This is a genomic window from Blastococcus deserti, assembly GCF_042682525.1.
Taxonomy (GTDB): Bacteria; Actinomycetota; Actinomycetes; order Mycobacteriales; family Geodermatophilaceae; genus Blastococcus_B; species Blastococcus_B deserti.
In genome coordinates, this window is sequence record NZ_JBHUHP010000030.1 from 109,091 (window position 1) to 126,684 (window position 17,594).

Sequence of the window (17,594 nt, forward strand, 5' to 3'; positions counted from 1 at the left end):
GGGAGGGCGCGGCGACAGCCCTCCCACTCCGGTCAGGGTTGCCGTCCCCGTGCCGCGAGGACGGCGAGGGTGGGAAGGACGACGGCGGCCGCAGCTTCCACCCAGAACGACGGCCACCACAGCGTCGCCGTCGTCGACTCCACGAAGCCGAAGAGCCCCACGGTCGTCGAGAGGATGAGAGCGGCCAGGGACCCGGCGGCGAAGGCGGCCCCGAGCGCAGCAGCCCACGGCAGCAGGCGCAGCGGCGCCACGAGCACGAGCACGGCGGCGCCGACACCGAGCGCCGCCTGCAGCAGGAAGGCCGGCCCGATGACGTCGATCGAGCGGTAGCCCTGCTGCCAGAGGTAGGCGTGGACAGCTGCGATACCGATGAGCAGCGCGGCGCCGAGCACGCGCAGGAGCCACGGCGCCGCCGCCGGCCGGCGGCGGGCCTCCACCGGCGCGGGCGAGGTCATGACACCGTCACCGGGATCTTCATGCCCATGGAGCGGTGGTTGCTGATCGAGCAGTAGAAGACGTACTCACCCGGCTCCAGCGTCACCTCGACCGTCCCCGACTCGCCCGGCGCGAGCGGCTCGGAGGCGGCCACGTCCTCGCCGTCCCGCTCGACGACGAGGTCGTGGGACGCCCGCCCGTCGTTGACGACCTCGATCTCGTACGTGCCGGCGGTCAAGGTGTCCTGGTCGAGGGAGATCGTGTAGTCGTCCTCGGTGGCGGTGAGGGTGACGACCTCGCGGGCCTCCGACGGTGCGGCCTCGGATGTCGGAGCCGCGGTGCTCGTCGAGGCCGGTGCGTCCGCACCGGCCGTGCCTGCTGCGTCCGTTCCGCCGCTGCACGCGGTGAGCACACCCAGGGTCAGGGCCAGGGCGGCGACCGCACGACCGCGCGGGTGGACAGGAGCGAGCGAGCGGATGGAACGGGACACGGGGACCTCCTCCGAGGCCGACGCCCAGGGGGCCGGAGCGGCGGCGGGGCCGGTCGTCCTCGGTGACGACCGTCGGATGCATTCGTCCGCCGTGCCGGAATCGGATGTCCGATCCCGTGGCGACGTTCCACGAGCCGTGGAGCGGCGTCCGGAGACGCCGGCGGAGCTCCGCCCAGGAGCTCCGCCGGCGCGCCGTCAGCGACCTCGGCGAGAGCGGGCGCTGAAGGAGGCGGCCGACGACGTGCCGGCGCGGGCGGCGAGCTCCGCGCGAGTACGCGCCGGACCGCTGGACCGGCCGGAGCCGTTGCCGCGTGAGCCGGCCGGCGACCCGCTCGCCGCACCGCTGCCGGACCCGCCGCGGCGGCGACGGCCACCACCGACGGGGTTCTGCGGCTGCGGCTCGGGGGCGGGGGCCGGCTCCACGCACGGCGCGGCCGGGCCGGTCAGCGCCTCGATCTCCGGCGCGCCGGGACGCACGACGCTCACCCTCGGCGTGATGCCCGCCTGACGGGCCAGCGTGCGCACCTCGCCGGCCTGGTCGGGGGTGGAGACGGTGACCACGGCGCCCTCGGCACCGGCCCGCGCCGTCCGGCCCGAGCGGTGCAGGTAGGCCTTGTGCTCGGCCGGCGGGTCGACGTGGACGACCAGCGCCACCTCGTCGACGTGGATGCCGCGGGCGGCGATGTCGGTCGCGCACAGGACCCGGCTCGCGCCGCTGCTGAACGCCTCGAGGTTGCGCTCGCGCGCGTTCTGGCTGAGGTTGCCGTGCAGGTCGACGGCGGGGATGCCCTGGGCGGTCAGCTGCTTGGCGAGCTTCTTGGCCTGGTGCTTGGTCCGGGTGAACAGCACGCTGCGGCCCAGGCCGGAGGCGAGCTGGCGCACGACCTCGGCCTTGTCCGCGCTCTGCACCTGCAGGACGTGGTGCGTCATGGTGCTGACCGGGGCGACGGCCGGGTCGACCGAGTGCGTGATCGGGTTGCTCAGGTAGCGCTTGACGAGGACGTCGACGCCGTTGTCCAGCGTTGCCGAGAAGAGCAGCCGCTGGCCGACCTCGGGCGTGCGGTCCATCAGGCGCTTCACGCCGGGCAGGAAGCCCAGGTCGGCCATGTGGTCGGCCTCGTCGAGGATCGTGATCTCCACGCCGCCGAGGTCGCAGTGCCCCTGCCCGATGAGGTCCTCGAGCCGGCCGGGGCAGGCGATCAGCACGTCGATACCGCCGGCGAGGGCCTGGACCTGCGGGTTCTGGCCGACGCCGCCGAAGATCGTGGTGGTCCTCATGCCGAGGGCGCGGGCCAGCGGGTCGACGACGGCCGCGACCTGGTTGGCCAGCTCGCGGGTCGGCACCAGCACCAGCGACCGCGGGCGCTTGGGCTGGCGCCTGCTGTCGGAGGCGGCCAGGCGCGCGACCAGCGGGATGCTGAAGGCCAGCGTCTTGCCCGAGCCGGTGCGGCCGCGGCCGAGGACGTCCCGGCCGGCGAGGCTGTCGGGCAGCGTCGCGACCTGGATGGGGAACGGCGCGGTGATCCCGCTGGCCGACAGCGCCTCGACCATCGGGGCGGGGACGCCGAGGGCGTCGAACGTGGTGTCGGTGGGCAGCACCGTGGCGGGGGCCTGGACGGGCACGGCGGGCGCGGGGGCCGGGGTCTGCGGATGGTTCTGCTGCTCGCCGGCCGGACGGGTGCCCCGGCCGCGACCGCCACGACGGCGGTGGGTGCTCGGGGGGGTGGGGGAGTTGCCGGAGGTGGCAGGGGAGTTGCTGATGGAGGTCACTGGAGTCCTTCGACGCTCGAGTGGCCGCACGACACCCTCGGCGGACGCGAGCACCCGCGCACCTGCGCGGGGCAGGGCGGGCTCACGTCGTCGGCGAGACGTCGGTCAGCCGGGCGCACCTCGGTGGCGCAGCCTCAGCCCGACGTCGATTCCTGCCGCTCCGGATGAGCGAGGGCGGCGCCGGTACGTCTCACTCAACCAGACCCGCCCCGTCCGTGGTCCCACCGCAGGGGAGTCTCCGGTCACATCGGGTGAGCGATCGGTCCCCGGTAGTTGCGCCGGTAGGCGAGTGGCGCGATCCCGATCGTCGCGTGCAGGTGCTGGCGCATCGAGGCCGTGGTGCCGAACCCTGCCTGGACGGCCACCTGCTCGACGGGCACGTCGGTCGACTCGAGCAGCCGGCGGGCCAGCGCCACCCGCTGCTGGACCAGCCAGCGGTTGGCCGAGGACCCGGTCTCCTCGCGGAAGCGCCGGGTGAAGGTCCGCACGCTCATCCGCGCGTGGGCGGCGAGGTCGGCGAGGGTGAGCGGGTCCCCCAGCCGTTCGAGGGCCCACGCCCGGGTGGCCGCCGTCCCGGAGTCGCCGGGCTCGGGCACCGGGCGCTCGATGAACTGCGACTGGCCACCCTCCCGCCACGGGGCGACGACGCTGCGGCGGGCGACCCGGCTGGCGACCTCGCTGCCGTGGTCGCGGCGGACGACGTGGAGGAGCAGATCGATGCCGGCCGCGTTGCCGGCGGAGGTCAGGACGTCGCCGTCGTCGACGAACAGCACGTCGGGGTCGAGCCGCACCCGGGGGAAGAGCCGGGCGAAGGCGGCGCTGTGCACCCAGTGGGTCGTCGCGGGGCGTCCGTCGAGCAGGCCCGCCGCCGCGAGGACGAAGGCGCCCGTGCAGATGGAGACCAGCCGCGCCGAGCCGGCCGCCGTCCGCAGCAGGCCGGCGACGTCGTCGGGCACGGTTCCCTCGGTCATGGCCGAGGTGCCCTGGACCCCGGGGATCACCACCGTCTGCGCCGTGGCCAGGATCGACGCATCGTGCTCGGGGAGGACCGAGTAGCCCGCCGACGTCCGCACCGGGCCGCCGTCGAGGCTGGCCACCCGGACGCGGTACAGCCTGCGGCCGTCGGGGCCCGCGGCGCCGCCGAGGAACTGGTGCGGGAGCCCGATCTCGTAGGCCATGGTCCCGGGCAGCGCGAGAACGACGACCTCGTGCCGCGGCGCGGCAGGCGGAGCACCGGCATCCATGGCCGGATCCCTGCACATGTTGGCCGCCGGGCCACTCGCTCCGCCGGATCGCCGTCCGCCATGCTGTCCGGCGTGACGACGACCGCCGGCCGCCCGCGCACGTACCGCGTCCACCCCGCCTGGTGGGTCGCCGCGGTGACCTTCCTGGCCCTGGTCGGCGCGGCCGCGTTCCGCGCGGTGCCGGGCGTGCTGATCGATCCCCTGCGCGACGAGTTCGGCTGGTCGGTCTCGACCATCTCGGCCGCGGTCGCGGTCAACATGGCGCTGTACGGGCTGACCGCGCCGTTCGCCGCGGCCCTGATGGAGCGCTTCGGCATCCGCCGGGTCGTCGTGGGCGCGCTCCTGCTCACCGCCGTGGGCAGCGGGCTGACGGTCTTCATGACGGCGAGCTGGCAGCTGGTCCTGCTGTGGGGCTTCCTCGTCGGGCTGGGCACCGGCTCGATGGCGCTGTCGCTGGTGGCGACGGTGACCGGCCGCTGGTTCGTCGCCCGCCGCGGGCTGGTCTCGGGCATCCTCACCGCGGGCGGGGCGACCGGGCAGCTGGTGTTCCTCCCGCTGGTCGCCTGGGCCGACGCGCAGTGGGGCTGGCGGTCGGCCTCGCTGGGGACGACCGCGGCCGCCCTCGCCGTCGTCCCCCTGGTGCTGTGGCTGCTGCGTGACCGGCCGCGCGACCTCGGCGTCGCGCCCTACGGGGGCACGGCGGCCGACGACGTCGATCCGGTGCGCGCCGGTGCCGCCCGGGCGGCGGTCCGGGGGCTGGTGGAGGCGGCGCGCAGCCGGCCGTTCTGGCTGCTGGCCCTCGGGTTCTTCATCTGCGGCATGTCGACCAACGGGCTGGTGCAGCCGCACTTCATCCCGGCCGCGCACGACCACGGGATGCCGGTGACGACGGCGGCGGGGTTGCTGGCCGTGGTCGGCGTCTTCGACATCGCCGGGACGGTGTTCTCCGGCTGGCTCACCGACCGGGTCGACCCCCGGGTGCTGCTGCTGGCCTACTACGGGCTGCGCGGCTTCTCGCTGTTCCTGTTGCCGCCCCTGTTCGGGCCGGACCTGCACGTCAGCATGATCGCGTTCATCGTGTTCTACGGCCTGGACTGGGTCGCCACCGTGCCGCCCACCCTCGCGCTGTGCCGGGAGCACTTCGGCGCCCGTGCGCCGGTGGTCTTCGGCTGGGTCTTCGCCTCCCACCAGCTGGGCTCCGCGGTCGCCGCGTTCGGCGGCGGCGTGATCCGCGACGTCACCGGCTCCTACGACCTGGCCTGGTCCCTCGCCGGCGGACTGTGCATGGTGGCCGCGGCGGCGTCCATCTCGATCCGCCGCAGCGCGCCGCCACCCGCCGAGACGGCGCTGCCGACGAACCCCGAGGAGGCCGCGGCCGCCCAGGCCCACGGCTGAACCCGCTTTCGGTACCGGAAGCTGCGGTGCCGAGCGCAGCTTCCGGTACGGAAAGCGGGGGAGAAGGGGTCAGGCGGCGGCCAGGGCGGGGTCGACGGTGCGGCCCAGGATCAGGTCGGCCGCGCGCTCGGCGATCATGATCGTGGGCGCGTTCGTGTTGCCCCGCACCAGCGTCGGCATCACCGAGGCGTCGACCACCCGCAGGCCCTCGATGCCGCGCACCCGCAGCTGGGAGTCCACGACCGCCTGCTCGTCCGAACCGTCAGCAGGGCCCATCCGGCAGGAGGAGACCGGGTGGTAGAGCGACTCGAGCGTGTTCCGCACCGTCGCGCGGAGCGCCTCGCGGCCCTGCACGGAGGCGCCGGGTGACCACTCCTCGGTCAGCACCGCCGACAGCGGTGCCGTCGCGCCGATCTCGCGGGCCTGCTCCACGCCGCTGACCAGCGCCTCGAGATCACGCTCGTCGGTGAGGTAGCCGGCGTCGATCGCCGGTGCCCACGTCGGGTCGGCCGACCGCAGCCGCACCGAGCCCCGCGACCGGACGTGCACCAGCACGACGGCCGCGGTGAAGGCGTCGACGTCGGGGTCGACCTCGGCCTGCTTCCAGAACTTCACCGGCAGGAAATGCATCTGCAGGTCGACCTCGGACAGCTCCGGGTTCGACCGGGTGAAGAGGCCCGCCTCGGCCAGGTTGGAGGTGAGCGGCCCGCGGCGGGCGCCGAACCACCGGGCGTAGCCCGACGGCGACTCGGCGCGGAACAGCGACCGGCCCGACCGCACGTGCCACACGACCGGCACGAGCGGGTGGTCCTGCAGCCCGCCGCCGACGCCCGGGAGGTCGTGGACGACGTCGACGCCGACCTCGCGCAGGTGGTCGGCCGGGCCGATGCCCGAGAGCAGGAGGAGCTGGGGGGAGTTCACCGCGCCGCCGGAGAGCACGACCTCGCGGGTGGCGTGCGCGGTGTGCACCCGTCCGCCGCAGCGGTACTCGACCCCCGTCGCGCGGCCGCCGGAGACGAGCACCCGGGTGGTCAGGGCCCCGGTCCGCACGGTCAGGTTGGGACGGCGCTCCGCGGGGTGCAGGTAGGCGTCGGCCGACGACCACCGGCGCCCGCGCCGCTGGGTCACCTGGTACTGGCCGACGCCCTCGAGCGTGGCGCCGTTGAAGTCGTCGTTGCGCGGGTGGCCGGCGGCCACCGCCGACCGGACGACGGCGCGGGTCCACGGGTGCGGCGAGCGGAGGTCCTCCACCCGCAGCGGGCCGCCGACACCGTGGAAGCGGTCCGCGCCGCGGGCGTTGTCCTCCATGCGGCGGAACAGCGGCAGCACCGAGTCGTAGGACCAGGACGGGTCGCCGGTGAGCTCGGCCCACTCGTCGTAGTCGCACCGCGCGCCGCGCATGTAGATCATCGCGTTGATCGACGACGACCCGCCCAGCAGCTTCCCGCGTGGCCAGAACAGCTTCCGCCCGCCGAGGCCGGGCTGCGGCTCGGTCGTGTAGTTCCAGTCGAGCCGGGTGCGCCAGGTCTTGTAGAGCCCGGCCGGGACCTGCACCTCCAGGACGTCGTCCGAGCCGCCGGCCTCGAGCAGCAGCACCCGCAGCGTCGGGTCCTCCGAGAGCCGCCCGGCCAGGGCGCAGCCGGCCGACCCGGCACCCACGACGACGACGTCGAACTCCTCCCGCTGCTCGCTCACCGGTGCCGCCCGTGGATCATGCCCATGACCCGGGCCAGCGCGTCGGTGGCCGAGGCCGGCCGGCTGAAGCTCATCAGGTTCACCGGCAGCGCGACCCGCCGGCGGGTGATCGCCTTGGCGCGGGTGAACTCCTTGAGCCCGTCCTCGCCGTGGATCCGGCCGAAGCCGCTCTCGCCGACGCCGCCGAAGGGCAGCGCCGGGATCGAGGCGAAGGTGAGCACCGAGTTCACCGAGGTCATGCCGCTGCGCATCCGGCGGGCGAGGTCCATGGCGCGCGACCTGGAGCGGGAGAAGACCGCGCCCGCGAGCCCGTAGGAGGTGGCGTTGGCCCGCTCGAGCGCCTCCTCGGCGTCCTTCACCTTGGTGATGGCCAGCGTCGGGCCGAAGGTCTCCTCGCGGATGGCGGGGGAGGACTCCGGCAGGTCGAGCAGCACGGCCGGGGCCAGGAAGTGCTCGTTCGGGAACAGGGCCGGGTCGGCCTCGCCCCGGACCACCCGCCCGGCGGCCTCGGCGTCGGAGACGTGCCGGCGCACGACGTCGCCCTGCGACGGCATGGTCATCGGGCCGTAGGCCGCCTCGTCGTCCGATCCGGGGCGCAGGGTGCGCACCTGGGCGGTGACCTCGGCGACGAACCGGTCGTAGACCCGCTCCGTCGCGTACACCCGCTCGATGCCGATGCAGGTCTGGCCGGCGTTGCTCATCGCGCCCCATACGGCGGCGTCGGCGGCGGCGACCACGTCGGCGTCGTCGTCGACGATCATCGCGTCCTTGCCGCCGAGCTCCAGGAGCACCGGCACCAGGTTCTCCGCGCAGGCGGCCATGACCTTCTTGCCTGTCGGCGCCGAGCCGGTGAACGCCAGCTTGTCCACCCCCGCCCGGCACAGCGCGGCGCCGGTCTCCCCGAAGCCGGTGACGACCTGGAAGGCGTCGGCGGCATCGGGGACGGCGGCCCGCCACGCGGCGGCCAGCCACGCGCCGACGGCCGGGGTGTACTCGGAGGGCTTGAAGACGACGGCGTTGCCGGCGGCGAGCGCGTAGGCGATCGACCCCATCGGCGTGAGCACCGGGTAGTTCCACGGCCCGATGACGCCGATGACGCCCAGCGGCTGGTACTCGAGGTAGGCGGCGTGGTCGGCCGCCAGCATCCCGGCCCGGACCCGGCGCGGCCCCAGCGTCCCGCGGGCGTGCGCCCCCGCCCAGGCGAGGTGGTCGATGGTCAGCGTGATCTCGAGGATCGCGTCGCCGTGCGGCTTGCCGTTCTCGCGGTGGACCAGGTCGGCGAGCTCGTTCATCCGCCGGGCGAGGTAGCCCCGGTAGGCGGCCAGCCGCTGCCGTCGCCCGTCGAACCCGAGCTCGGCCCAGTGGGTGGCGGCCGCGCGGGCCCGCGCCACCGTCTCGGCCACGGCGCCCGCGTCGTGCACCGGGAAGACGCCGACGACGGCGCCCGAGGCGGGGTTCGTGGACTCGAAGGTCTGCGTGGTGGCGTGGCGGTCGACGGTGCCCGCAGAGGCGTCGGTGACCGTGTCCATCTGCTCGACGAGCGACATGGGAACGGAGGTTACCCGCGGGTCACTTGCCCGACAGGCGGAGTGCCGGAGCGCGACCCGACCGGGCGATGCCCCTGGTCAGGCGATGCCCCTGGTCAGGCGATGCCCCTGGTCAGGCGATGCCCCTGGTCAGGCGATGCCCCTGGTCAGGCGATGCCCCTGGTCAGGCGATGCCCCTGGTCAGTCGTCGGCCGCGACCACCGCCCAGACGATCTTGGCATGCCGGTGGCGGGTCCACCCGTGGCGGACCGAGAGGTCGGCGACCAGGTAGAGGCCGAAGCCACCGAGCCCCGGGTCGCGCCCCTGTGCCGGCGCGGGAGGCACCTCGAGGGAGGAGTCGCTGACCGCCAGCAGCCACTCGTTCCCGGCCGAGCCGAGCGTCGTCGCCACGGGTGCGCCGCCGTGACGGAGGGCGTTGGAGGCCAGCTCGTCGGCGATCAGCACGAGCCGCTCCGACCAGTGCTCCCGCTCGGGGCGGGTCACGGTCGGGCTGCCGGTCAGCGTGGCCCGCAGGCGGGCGCGCAGCTGGCCCAGTTCCGCCAGGGAGTGCAGCTCCTGGCACCAGTGCTCGCGGAAGCCGGAGGGGAGCGGCGCGGAGTGCCAGAGCGCCACTGCCACCGCCTCGTCGCCGAGCCCCGTCCTCAGGCTGCTTGCCACGCCGCTGTCCGGTCGTGGTCGTGCACGGCTGCGGTGCCCGCTCCCGGCGGCCGCGAACCCTGAGGTCACCCCATAGTTGGAGACGGCGGCGGACGGCGGCGCACTACTGTCGCCGGCGAGGAGCCCGACGGCCCCGTCCAGGGAAGGCCCGAGCATGCACACCGCGATCTCCGGCGCCCCGGCAGATCCCTTCGGCACCGATGCGATCCGGCGGCGGGTGCTCGGCGCGTGGACGGCGGATCCGGCCCGCTTCCGGGAGGACGCCAACGCCGAGGAGGATCTCGTCCGCGGCGGCTACCGCGACCGGCTGCTGGTCGAGCTGGCGCAGAACGCCGCCGACGCCGCCGTCCGTGCCGGGGTGCCCGGCCGGCTCCGGCTGGAGCTGACCGGGACGACGCTGCGCGCGGCCAACACCGGCGCCCCCCTCGACGCCGGAGGCGTCCAGGGGCTGGCCACGCTGCGCGCCTCGGCCAAGCGGGAGGAGGCCGGCAGCGTCGGGCGGTTCGGAGTGGGTTTCGCGGCGGTGCTGGCCGTCAGCGACGAGCCCGCCGTCGTGTCGGAGGGCGGCGGGGTGCGCTTCAGCGTGGCCGCGACCCGGGAGGCGGTCACCGCGGTTCCCGCACTCGCCGACGAGGTGGCCCGCCGGGACGGCGCGGTGCCCGTGCTGCGCCTGCCCTGGCCGGTCGACGAGCCGCCCCCCGACGGGTTCGCCACCGAGGTCGTCCTGCCCCTGCGGAGCGGCTCCCGTCCCGGGGTCGCGGCCGCGCTGGAAGCGCTCCGCGCCGACCTGCTGCTGGCGCTGCCGGGGCTGACCCGGATCGACGTCGTCGTCGACGGCGCCGAGCGCCGCCTCACCGTCGAGCGGACCGGCGCGACCGCCCGGATCTCCGACGGCGACGCGACGACGACCTGGGCCGTCGCCGAGAGCTCGGGGGAGCTGGCGGCGGAGCTGCTGGCCGACCGGCCCGTGGAGGAGCGGTCCCGCCGCGCCTGGACGGTGACGGTCGCCGTGCCCCTCGACGACGACGCCCGACCGCGGCCGCTGCCCCCGGGACAGGTCGTGCACGCGCCCACGCCCAGCGACGAGCCCCTGTCGCTCCCCCTGCGCCTGATCGCCCCCTTCCCGCTGGGGCCCGACCGGCGGCACGTGGCACCGGGCGCGGTCACCGACGCACTGGTCGCCGCGGCGGCCGGCACCTGCGCCGCCCTCCTCACCGCCCTCCCCGCCGATCCCGCGCTGCTGGCCCTGGTGCCCCGCGCCGGCCTGGCCGGGGCCGCGCTCGACGCCGCGCTCTGCGCCGCGGTCCTCGACCGGCTGCGCTCCGCGGCCTGGCTCCCGGTCGCCGACGACCCGGGGGCCCGCCAGTCGCCCGACCGCGCCGCCGCCCTGGACGACCCGACCGAGGAGCGGGTCGCGGCGCTCGCCGGAGTGGTGCCCGGCCTGCTCCCGGCCGGCTGGTCACGGCGCTCGGACGGCCCGGCGCTGACCGCCCTGGGCGTGCGGCGGGTCGGCACGGCCGAGGCGGTGGAGGCGGTCCGGGGCGTGCAACGGCCGCCGTCCTGGTGGGCCGGCCTGTACGCGGCCCTGGACGGGGCGGACCGGGAGGAGCTGGCCGCGCTGCCCGTGCCGCTCGCCGACGGGCGGACCGCCCACGGTCCGGCGGGCGTGCTGCTGCCCGACGCCGGCCTGCCCGTGCACCGGCTCGGCCCGCTCGGTCTGCGGCTGGCCGAGCCGGACGCGGTCGCGCCGGCTGCGGCCCGCCGGCTGCTCGAGCGGCTCGGTGCCCGGCCGGCGACCGCCGCGGCCGTCCTGGCCGACCCGGCGGTGCGCGCCGCCGTCGAGACCTCGATGGACGCGGTGGAGGACGCCTTCGGCGCAAGGCCCCGGCCGGAGGAGCTGGCCGAGGCCGTGCTGGCCCTCGTCGCGGTGGCCCGCCCGCCGGTTGAGGAGCTGCCGTGGCTGGCCGAGCTCGCCCTTCCCGACGCCGACGGCGGATGGGCGCCGGCCGGTGAGCTGGTGCTGCCGGGATCGCCGCTGGCCGCCGTCCTGGCCGAGGGCTCGCTGGGGATGCTGGACGGCGACATGGCGGCCACCGCCGATCCGGCGGCGCTGCGCGCCGTCGGGGTGCTCGACACCTTCGCCCTGGTGCGAGGGGAGGACCCCGACGCGCTGGACGTCGACGCCGCGGAGCACTGGGCCGACGCCGTCCTCGACCGCCTGCCGCCCGACGCGCCTCCGCCGGAGTGGCCGGAGGTGACCGCCGTCCGTGACCTGGAACTGGTCGCCGACTGGGCCGGTGCCCTCCCGCTGCTGGCTGCCCTGCCGGCCGAGGCCCGGGCGGACGTCGTCCTCGGCGGCGTGCCCGTGCCGGGCTACCTGCGCTGGTGGCTGGCGACCCACCCGGTGCTGGACGGCCGGCGTCCCGACCGCCTCCGCCACCCGGACGGCGCGGAGTTACAGGGACTGTACGAACCCGCGACGGCTTCCGCCGAGGTGCTCGCGCTGCTGCGGCCGCCGGCCGCGGTCGGCGACGTGCTGGCCGACGTCGACGACGCGCTCCACCTGCTCGACCGCCTCGGCGACCCGGTGCGGACGGTGCGTCCGGAGGTGCTGCGCACGGTCTACGCGCGGCTCGCCGCGGCGCTCGACGGGGTCGACGTCGAGCCGCCCGACCGGGTGCGCGTGGCCCCGGACCGGGTGGTGACCGACGCGGTGGTGCTCGACGTGCCGTACGTACAGCCACTGGTGCGAGTGCCCGTGGTCCCGGCCGGGGGCGCCCCGGGCGCGGTCGCGGACCTGCTCGACCTGCCCCTGGCCACCGAGCTGGTCCGCGGCACCGTGCGCGGAGCCGGGGAACGGCGGCGGTGGGCGGACCTCCCCGGCGCCGGCCTGGCGGCCGCGCGCCTCGGCCTGGAGGAACTGCCGGGGGACGTCGTCGTGCACGACCGGCTCGAGGTCGACGGCGCAACGGTGCCCTGGTGGCCGGGCGGGGACGCCGACCACGTCGACGGGGCGCCCGGGAGCCTGGGCCGGGCGCTCGCGTGGCGGACCGGTGCCTGGTCGCGCCGGCAGGCCCTGGCCGAGGCGTTCGCCTTCCCCGACCGTGGCGCCGACCTGGCCGCCGAGGACGCGGTCGGGGAGTAGGCGCGGGCGGACGTCAGGCGGGGTGGACCCGCGGTGGCCGCTGGATCACCGGTCCGGCCGGGCGGCCTTCTTCGCCTCCTGGCGGGCCCGGTGGGCCTCCCACCGGGCGCGGTCGCGCTCGCGGGCCTCCTTGCCGCGCTCCCACTTCTCGGCCCGGCGGCGGGCGCGCTCGAGCTCCCGCTCCTCGAACGTCGCGTGCCGGTCCCAGTCGCGGGCGGCGACGGCGATGACCAGCACGGTCGCCAGCATGATGACCACGAACGAGGCGAGGATCGGGTCGAGGTACAGGAACGCGGCCGCGGACCCGATGACCGCCACTGCACCGCACGCCATCCACCGACTCGACACGCCCCCAGTATCCGCCGTGCGTCGCGGGAACCGGCAGGGCGGGCGGGACGCGCGGAAGTGACGGGTGGGGCGGGAGTGACCGATCGGGCCTTGCGGTGCGGGACCGAGGTCCCTACGTTGTGGGACAGCGGTTCAACAGTCAGCCGTCTCGCCGGCTCCTGTGTCCACCGAGGGCGCTCGACCGGTTCGGTTCACGCCACGAGAGGCACCACCGTGACCGCAGCCTCGCTCGATTCCTCGACCAGCAACCTGGTCTCCGTCACCGTCTCGGGCAGTGGTCCCGCCGTCCACGTGAGCGCTGTCGGGGAGGTCGACTCCACCTCCGCTCCCGTGCTCCGGGAGCGCCTCGAGGCCCTCCTGGACGGTGACGTCCGGGACCTCACCGTCGATCTGGGCCAGGTGACCTTCCTCGACTCCGCCGGCCTCTGCGTCCTGGCCGCGGCCCACCGCCGGGCGACGCGCCAGGACGTGACCATGCGCGTGCTGGCATCCTCGAGGGCGGTGATCCGCCCGCTGCAGATCACCGGTCTGTGGGAGCTCCTGGGCGCCCAGCAGGTCGACGGCACGGCGGCGGGCTCCGCGGGCCGGCACGGCGCCGCCTGACCCTCCCCCCGGGCCCCGCGCCCACGGGCAGCCACCGTTGCCCCGGACCCCTCGCGCGCGCCGATCCGCGCGGGAGGAGACTCGGTGCCGCCCGTCCCGCCTGACGGCGCTGGGCTCCGGAGTCGAGAACAGGGAGGACCACCGTGCGAGATGCGGTCATCTGCGAGCCGTTGCGGACCCCGGTGGGGGGCTTCGGTGGATCGCTGCGGGACGTACCGGTCCAGGAGCTCGCGGCGACGGTGATCCGCGCGCTCATGGACCGCACCGGTCTCCCGCCCGAGGACGTCGAGGACGTGGTCCTGGGGCACTGCTACCCGACGATGGACGCGCCGGCGCTCGGGCGGGTCGCCGCACTCGACGCCGGTCTGCCCGTCACGGCCTCCGGCATCCAGGTCGACCGCCGCTGCGGGTCGGGCCTGCAGGCGGTTCTCTACGCGGCGATGCAGGTGCAGTCGGGCGTCTCGGACGTCGTCCTGGCCGGTGGGGCGGAGTCGATGAGCAACGCGCCCTTCTACTCGACCGCGATGCGCTGGGGCGTCAAGGCGGGGCCCGGCGTCCTGCTGCAGGACGGCCTGGCGCGCGGCCGGGTCACCGCCGGCGGGCAGCACCACCCGGTGCCCGGCGGGATGCTGGAGACGGCCGAGAACCTGCGTCGCGAGTACAAGATCTCGCGCGAGGAGCAGGACGAGTACTCCGTCCGCAGCCACCAGCGCGCCGCCGCCGCCACCGAGGCCGGCCGCTTCGCCGACGAGATCGTCCCCGTCACGGTGAAGGGACGGAAGAGCGAGACCGTCGTCGACCGCGACGAGCACATCCGCCCCGACTCGAACGTCGAGACCCTGGCCAAGCTCCGCCCGATCATGGGCAAGGACGACCCCGAGGCGACCGTGACCGCGGGAAACGCGAGCGGGCAGAACGACGGCGCCGCGGTGTGCGTGGTCACGCACCCCGACAAGGCGGCCGAGCTCGGGCTGCGCCCGCTGGCCCGGGTGGTCTCCTGGGGCGTTGCCGGCGTCCCGCCCAGGACCATGGGCATCGGTCCCGTGCCCGCCACAGCGAAGGCGCTGGCCCAGGCCGACGTGAAGCTCTCCGACGTCGACCTCATCGAGCTCAACGAGGCCTTCGCCAGCCAGGTCCTCGCGGTGACCCGCGAGTGGGGCTTCACCGAGACCGACTTCGAGCGGACGAACGTCAACGGTTCCGGCATCTCCCTCGGACACCCGGTGGGCGCGACCGGCGGGCGGATCCTCGCCACGCTGCTGCGTGAGATGCAGCGCCGTGACGCACGCTACGGCCTGGAGACGATGTGCATCGGTGGTGGCCAGGGGCTGGCCGCGCTGTTCGAGCGCGTCTGAGCGAGGACCCCCGACCCCCGTAGCGGGACCCCGGGAGGACCCCGTCCTGCCCGCCCCGGCATGCTCGGGCGGGACCCGGGCGGGGTCACCGGAACCGCTCGCAACCGACCCCCGGACCGGGCCGGCCCCGTCATCCCCGGACAGAAGGAGTTCCGCATGACAGCGTCCCCCAGCGCCCGTGTCGCGATCGTCACCGGCGGCGCCCGCGGAATCGGCGCGGCCACCGCCCGCCGGCTGGCCGCGGACGGGTTCGCCGTCGCCGTCGTCGACCTCGCCGAGGCCGACGCGCGGGGCACCGTGGGCGACATCGAGTCCGCGGGGGGACGGGCGCTCGCCGTGGGGGCCGACGTCGGGAACGCCGAGCAGGTGCAGGCCGCCGTCGACCGGGTGGTCGCCGAGCTGGGTCCGCCGGTCGTGCTGGTGAACAACGCCGGCGTCACCCGCGACAACCTGCTGTTCAAGATGACCGAGGACGACTGGGACCTGGTCATGCACGTGCACCTGCGCGGCTCGTTCCTGATGACGCGGGCCGTGCAGCAGCACATGGTCGAGGCGAAGTGGGGTCGGATCGTCAACCTGTCGAGCACGTCGGCGCTGGGCAACCGCGGGCAGGCCAACTACGCCACGGCGAAGGCCGGGCTGCAGGGCTTCACCAAGACCCTCGCGATCGAGCTGGGCAAGTTCGGCGTCACCGCGAACGCGATCGCGCCCGGGTTCATCGTGACCGAGATGACCAAGGCCACCGCGGCGCGGATCGGCCAGGCGTGGGAGCCCTACGTCGAGGCCCGGGCCGCCCAGATCCCGGTGCTGCGCGCCGGGCAGCCCGAGGACATCGCGCACACCGTCTCGTTCCTCGTGAGCGAGGGCGCCGGGTTCATCTCCGGGCAGGTCATCTACGTCGCCGGCGGTCCGCGCGCCTAGCGGCCCTGGCAGCGGCCCGCGGCGAGCGTGCGAGCGCCGGGGGCAGGGGGTTCTCGCTCAGGACGAGGGGTCGCGGTCGGGATACCGCGCACGGGCCAGCGCGTAGATGCCGAACGCCGCGAAGCCGGCGGCGACGGCCGTGAGCAGCCACGGCCCGGCGGTCACCTGGGCGATCGCCGTCATGGCGCCGTCGAGACCGGTGGCGGTCGAGACGTCGGCCGAGGCTGCGGCCCGCCCCAGGAGGACGCCGACCAGCGCGAACGCGATGCCCTTGGCGACGTACCCGACCCGGCCGATGGCCTCGATCAGCGGCTCCCAGCGGTCGGGCGCGGTGGGCAGGTCGATGTCGCGCATGAAGCCGCCGGTGAACCCGCGTACCAGCGTGTACAGGCCGACGGCCACGACGCCCGCCGCGACCAGCGCGACCAGCCCGCTCCCGCCGGGGATCGCCAGGGCGTCGTCGGTGAGGTCGCGCAGCCGCTCGTCGGCCTCGTAGCCGGCGCCGACGGCGAACAGCACGGCGGTGACCCCGAGCAGGGCGTAGACGAACGCCTTGGCCAGGCACTTGGCGCAGACGACGGCGGTACGCAGCCGGCGTGCGCCGTCCAGCAGCCCGCGCCACCACAGCAGCACCTCTCCGGCCTGCCAGAGGGCGAGGGCGAGCATCCCGAGCCCGATTGCCCACAGCAGCACGGAGCCACCGGGACCCCCGGCCACCGTCTGCAGCGCACCGGTCTGGTCGGCGTCGGCGCCACGCAGGTGCCATGCCACCCGAACCGCCAGGTAGCCGATGAGCAGGTGCATGGCGCCGTAGGCGACGAGTCCGGCCCGCGCGAGGTGGGTGAGCAGCGGGTGGTCGGTGACCGCCCGGGCCCGCTCCACCAGGTCGTGCACCACGTCGTGCACCCGATCGCGCAACGGGCGGGGAGACGGCACGGGCTGATCGTGCGGGACGGGCGCGCCGCGAGCGACCGGGGGCGTTCCGGGGGACCGTTGCGGAGCGACGGTCCCCCGGAGGGATCAGGTGCGCTCGGGGTACCGGGCCCGGACGAAGCAGAACGCGCCGAACGCGGCGATCCCGACAGCGACGAGGGTGAGCAGGATCTGGCCGAACGGCAGGTCCAGGAGGGTCCTGAGCGCGCCGTCGAGGCCCCGCGCCTTCGAAGGGTCGAAGGTGATCGCGGCGTAGGCCAGCAGCCCGCCCACCACCGCCAGGGCGATGCCCTTGCCGGGGAACCCGACCTGACCCAGTCGCGTCACGAGCCGGATGGCGGCCCGAGAGCAGTCGGTGGTGTCGATCTCCTTGAGGAAGCGCTTCGTCACGCCCTTGTAGACGTGGTAGGCGCCGACCGCGATGAGGGCGAGCCCCGCGGCACCGACCAGCCACCGTCCGGCGGGCCACGCGAAGACGCCGGCCGTGGTCTGCTGCTGCTGCTGGGAGCTGGACTGCCCGCCACCGGTGGCGAAGCGGACGGCGAGCACGGCCAGTGCGACGTAGATGACCGCCTTGACGATGGCCTTGCCGGACTTCTCGACGGCCGTCGTGCGGGCCTTGCCGGTGGCCGACCAGCCTCTCCGCCAGCGCAGCACCTCGGCGGCCTGCCAGGCGGCGAGCGCGATCAGCCCGACCGCGAGCACCCACAGCAGGGGTGTGCCGAGGGGCGACTCGGCCAGCGTTTCCATCGCGCCGGACTGGTCGGCGGACTCGCCGCCACCGCCCCAGGCCAGTTGCAGCGCGAGCCACGCCACGAGCACGTGCACCACGCCGTACGCCACCAGCCCGACGCGGGCGAGGTGCTCGAGGCCGTCGCTGTCGCCCGCCTGGCGGGCGGTCCGCAGCGCCGAACCGGCCGCTCCCTGTGCGCTCATGACCGGCTCCTCCGACGGCGGTGCGCCAACGGCTCAGCGTGACACGGCCGGCGCGTGGCCGCCCGTTCCGAAGCCGGGATACCACCGCCCGGATCCGGGTGCCCGTCGATCCTGCCGTGC

15 protein-coding genes are annotated in these 17,594 nt (G+C 75.4%); 5 read left to right on the forward strand and 10 right to left on the reverse strand.

Going from position 1 to position 17,594, the window contains the following annotated elements; all coding sequences use genetic code 11:
• Positions 1-32 precede the first annotated feature (32 nt).
• From ACFSHS_RS20420 to ACFSHS_RS20435, 4 genes are all read right to left on the reverse strand, one after another.
• The gene (locus ACFSHS_RS20420; RefSeq protein WP_376880165.1) at positions 33-455 is read right to left on the reverse strand and encodes a hypothetical protein; all 423 of its coding nucleotides are present in this window, start codon (positions 453-455) and stop codon (positions 33-35) included.
• Positions 452-925 carry a cupredoxin domain-containing protein gene (locus ACFSHS_RS20425; RefSeq protein ID WP_376880167.1) on the reverse strand — a complete coding sequence of 158 codons (474 nt, stop codon included), beginning with the start codon at positions 923-925 and terminating at the stop codon, positions 452-454. Before ACFSHS_RS20425 ends, ACFSHS_RS20420 begins: the two co-directional genes overlap by 4 nt.
• Positions 926-1,120: 195 nt before the next feature.
• Positions 1,121-2,695 (reverse strand): DEAD/DEAH box helicase, encoded by a 1,575-nt coding sequence (locus tag ACFSHS_RS20430; RefSeq protein WP_376880170.1) that lies wholly within the window; start codon positions 2,693-2,695, stop codon positions 1,121-1,123.
• A 242-nt stretch (positions 2,696-2,937) separates the two neighbouring features.
• Positions 2,938-3,939, reverse strand: coding sequence for a GlxA family transcriptional regulator (locus ACFSHS_RS20435; RefSeq protein ID WP_376880173.1), 1,002 nt, complete (start codon positions 3,937-3,939; stop codon positions 2,938-2,940).
• 72 nt (positions 3,940-4,011) lie between these two features.
• Between ACFSHS_RS20435 and ACFSHS_RS20440 the strand changes: the two genes are divergently transcribed.
• A complete protein-coding gene (locus ACFSHS_RS20440) occupies positions 4,012-5,334 on the forward strand; it encodes an MFS transporter (RefSeq protein ID WP_376880176.1) in 1,323 nt (440 codons plus the stop codon).
• A gap of 69 nt (positions 5,335-5,403) precedes the next feature.
• Here the strand turns inward: ACFSHS_RS20440 and ACFSHS_RS20445 are convergent, their stop codons facing one another.
• The 3 genes from ACFSHS_RS20445 to ACFSHS_RS20455 all read right to left on the reverse strand — a co-directional run bounded on the left by ACFSHS_RS20445 (position 5,404) and on the right by ACFSHS_RS20455 (position 9,233).
• Complete coding sequence (locus ACFSHS_RS20445) at positions 5,404-7,029, reverse strand: GMC family oxidoreductase (protein WP_376880178.1); 1,626 nt, start codon at positions 7,027-7,029, stop codon at positions 5,404-5,406.
• On the reverse strand, positions 7,026-8,576 hold the full coding sequence (locus ACFSHS_RS20450) for an aldehyde dehydrogenase family protein (protein ID WP_376880181.1): 1,551 nt from the start codon (positions 8,574-8,576) through the stop codon (positions 7,026-7,028). Before ACFSHS_RS20450 ends, ACFSHS_RS20445 begins: the two co-directional genes overlap by 4 nt.
• Before the next feature lie 180 nt (positions 8,577-8,756).
• Positions 8,757-9,233, reverse strand: a complete 477-nt coding sequence (locus tag ACFSHS_RS20455) for an ATP-binding protein (protein ID WP_376880183.1) — start codon at positions 9,231-9,233, stop codon at positions 8,757-8,759.
• Between the two features lie 154 nt (positions 9,234-9,387).
• On the opposite strand from ACFSHS_RS20455, the gene ACFSHS_RS20460 reads away from it, so the two are divergent.
• The gene (locus ACFSHS_RS20460; protein ID WP_376880186.1) at positions 9,388-12,378 is read left to right on the forward strand and encodes a sacsin N-terminal ATP-binding-like domain-containing protein; all 2,991 of its coding nucleotides are present in this window, start codon (positions 9,388-9,390) and stop codon (positions 12,376-12,378) included.
• A 45-nt stretch (positions 12,379-12,423) separates the two neighbouring features.
• Here the strand turns inward: ACFSHS_RS20460 and ACFSHS_RS20465 are convergent, their stop codons facing one another.
• The gene (locus ACFSHS_RS20465) at positions 12,424-12,711 is read right to left on the reverse strand and encodes a hypothetical protein (RefSeq protein ID WP_376880189.1); all 288 of its coding nucleotides are present in this window, start codon (positions 12,709-12,711) and stop codon (positions 12,424-12,426) included.
• Between the two features lie 228 nt (positions 12,712-12,939).
• On the opposite strand from ACFSHS_RS20465, the gene ACFSHS_RS20470 reads away from it, so the two are divergent.
• The 3 genes from ACFSHS_RS20470 (at position 12,940) to fabG (ending at position 15,605) form a co-directional block, all read left to right on the forward strand.
• A complete protein-coding gene (locus ACFSHS_RS20470) occupies positions 12,940-13,329 on the forward strand; it encodes an STAS domain-containing protein (protein ID WP_376880191.1) in 390 nt (129 codons plus the stop codon).
• Positions 13,330-13,472: 143 nt separating this feature from the next.
• A complete protein-coding gene (locus ACFSHS_RS20475) occupies positions 13,473-14,684 on the forward strand; it encodes an acetyl-CoA C-acetyltransferase (RefSeq protein ID WP_376880193.1) in 1,212 nt (403 codons plus the stop codon).
• Between the two features lie 156 nt (positions 14,685-14,840).
• On the forward strand, positions 14,841-15,605 hold the full coding sequence (gene fabG, locus ACFSHS_RS20480) for a 3-oxoacyl-ACP reductase FabG (RefSeq protein ID WP_376880195.1): 765 nt from the start codon (positions 14,841-14,843) through the stop codon (positions 15,603-15,605).
• 57 nt (positions 15,606-15,662) lie between these two features.
• On the opposite strand, the gene ACFSHS_RS20485 is transcribed toward fabG, so the two are convergent.
• The gene (locus ACFSHS_RS20485) at positions 15,663-16,541 is read right to left on the reverse strand and encodes a DUF1206 domain-containing protein (protein WP_376880197.1); all 879 of its coding nucleotides are present in this window, start codon (positions 16,539-16,541) and stop codon (positions 15,663-15,665) included.
• An 84-nt stretch (positions 16,542-16,625) separates the two neighbouring features.
• Positions 16,626-17,474, reverse strand: coding sequence for a DUF1206 domain-containing protein (locus tag ACFSHS_RS20490; protein ID WP_376880199.1), 849 nt, complete (start codon positions 17,472-17,474; stop codon positions 16,626-16,628).
• Positions 17,475-17,594: the final 120 nt, after the last annotated feature.

What these genes read in the sequence shown, in the direction of transcription:
- ACFSHS_RS20460 (WP_376880186.1), top strand. Translation starts at nt 9,388, where the DNA reads ATGCACACCGCGATCTCCGGCGCCCCGGCAGATCCCTTCGGCACCGAT.
- ACFSHS_RS20450 (WP_376880181.1), bottom strand. Translation starts at nt 8,576, where the DNA reads ATGTCGCTCGTCGAGCAGATGGACACGGTCACCGACGCCTCTGCGGGC.
- ACFSHS_RS20490 (WP_376880199.1), bottom strand. Translation starts at nt 17,474, where the DNA reads ATGAGCGCACAGGGAGCGGCCGGTTCGGCGCTGCGGACCGCCCGCCAG.
- ACFSHS_RS20435 (WP_376880173.1), bottom strand. Translation starts at nt 3,939, where the DNA reads ATGGATGCCGGTGCTCCGCCTGCCGCGCCGCGGCACGAGGTCGTCGTT.
- fabG (WP_376880195.1), top strand. Translation starts at nt 14,841, where the DNA reads ATGACAGCGTCCCCCAGCGCCCGTGTCGCGATCGTCACCGGCGGCGCC.
- ACFSHS_RS20465 (WP_376880189.1), bottom strand. Translation starts at nt 12,711, where the DNA reads ATGGCGTGCGGTGCAGTGGCGGTCATCGGGTCCGCGGCCGCGTTCCTG.
- ACFSHS_RS20420 (WP_376880165.1), bottom strand. Translation starts at nt 455, where the DNA reads ATGACCTCGCCCGCGCCGGTGGAGGCCCGCCGCCGGCCGGCGGCGGCG.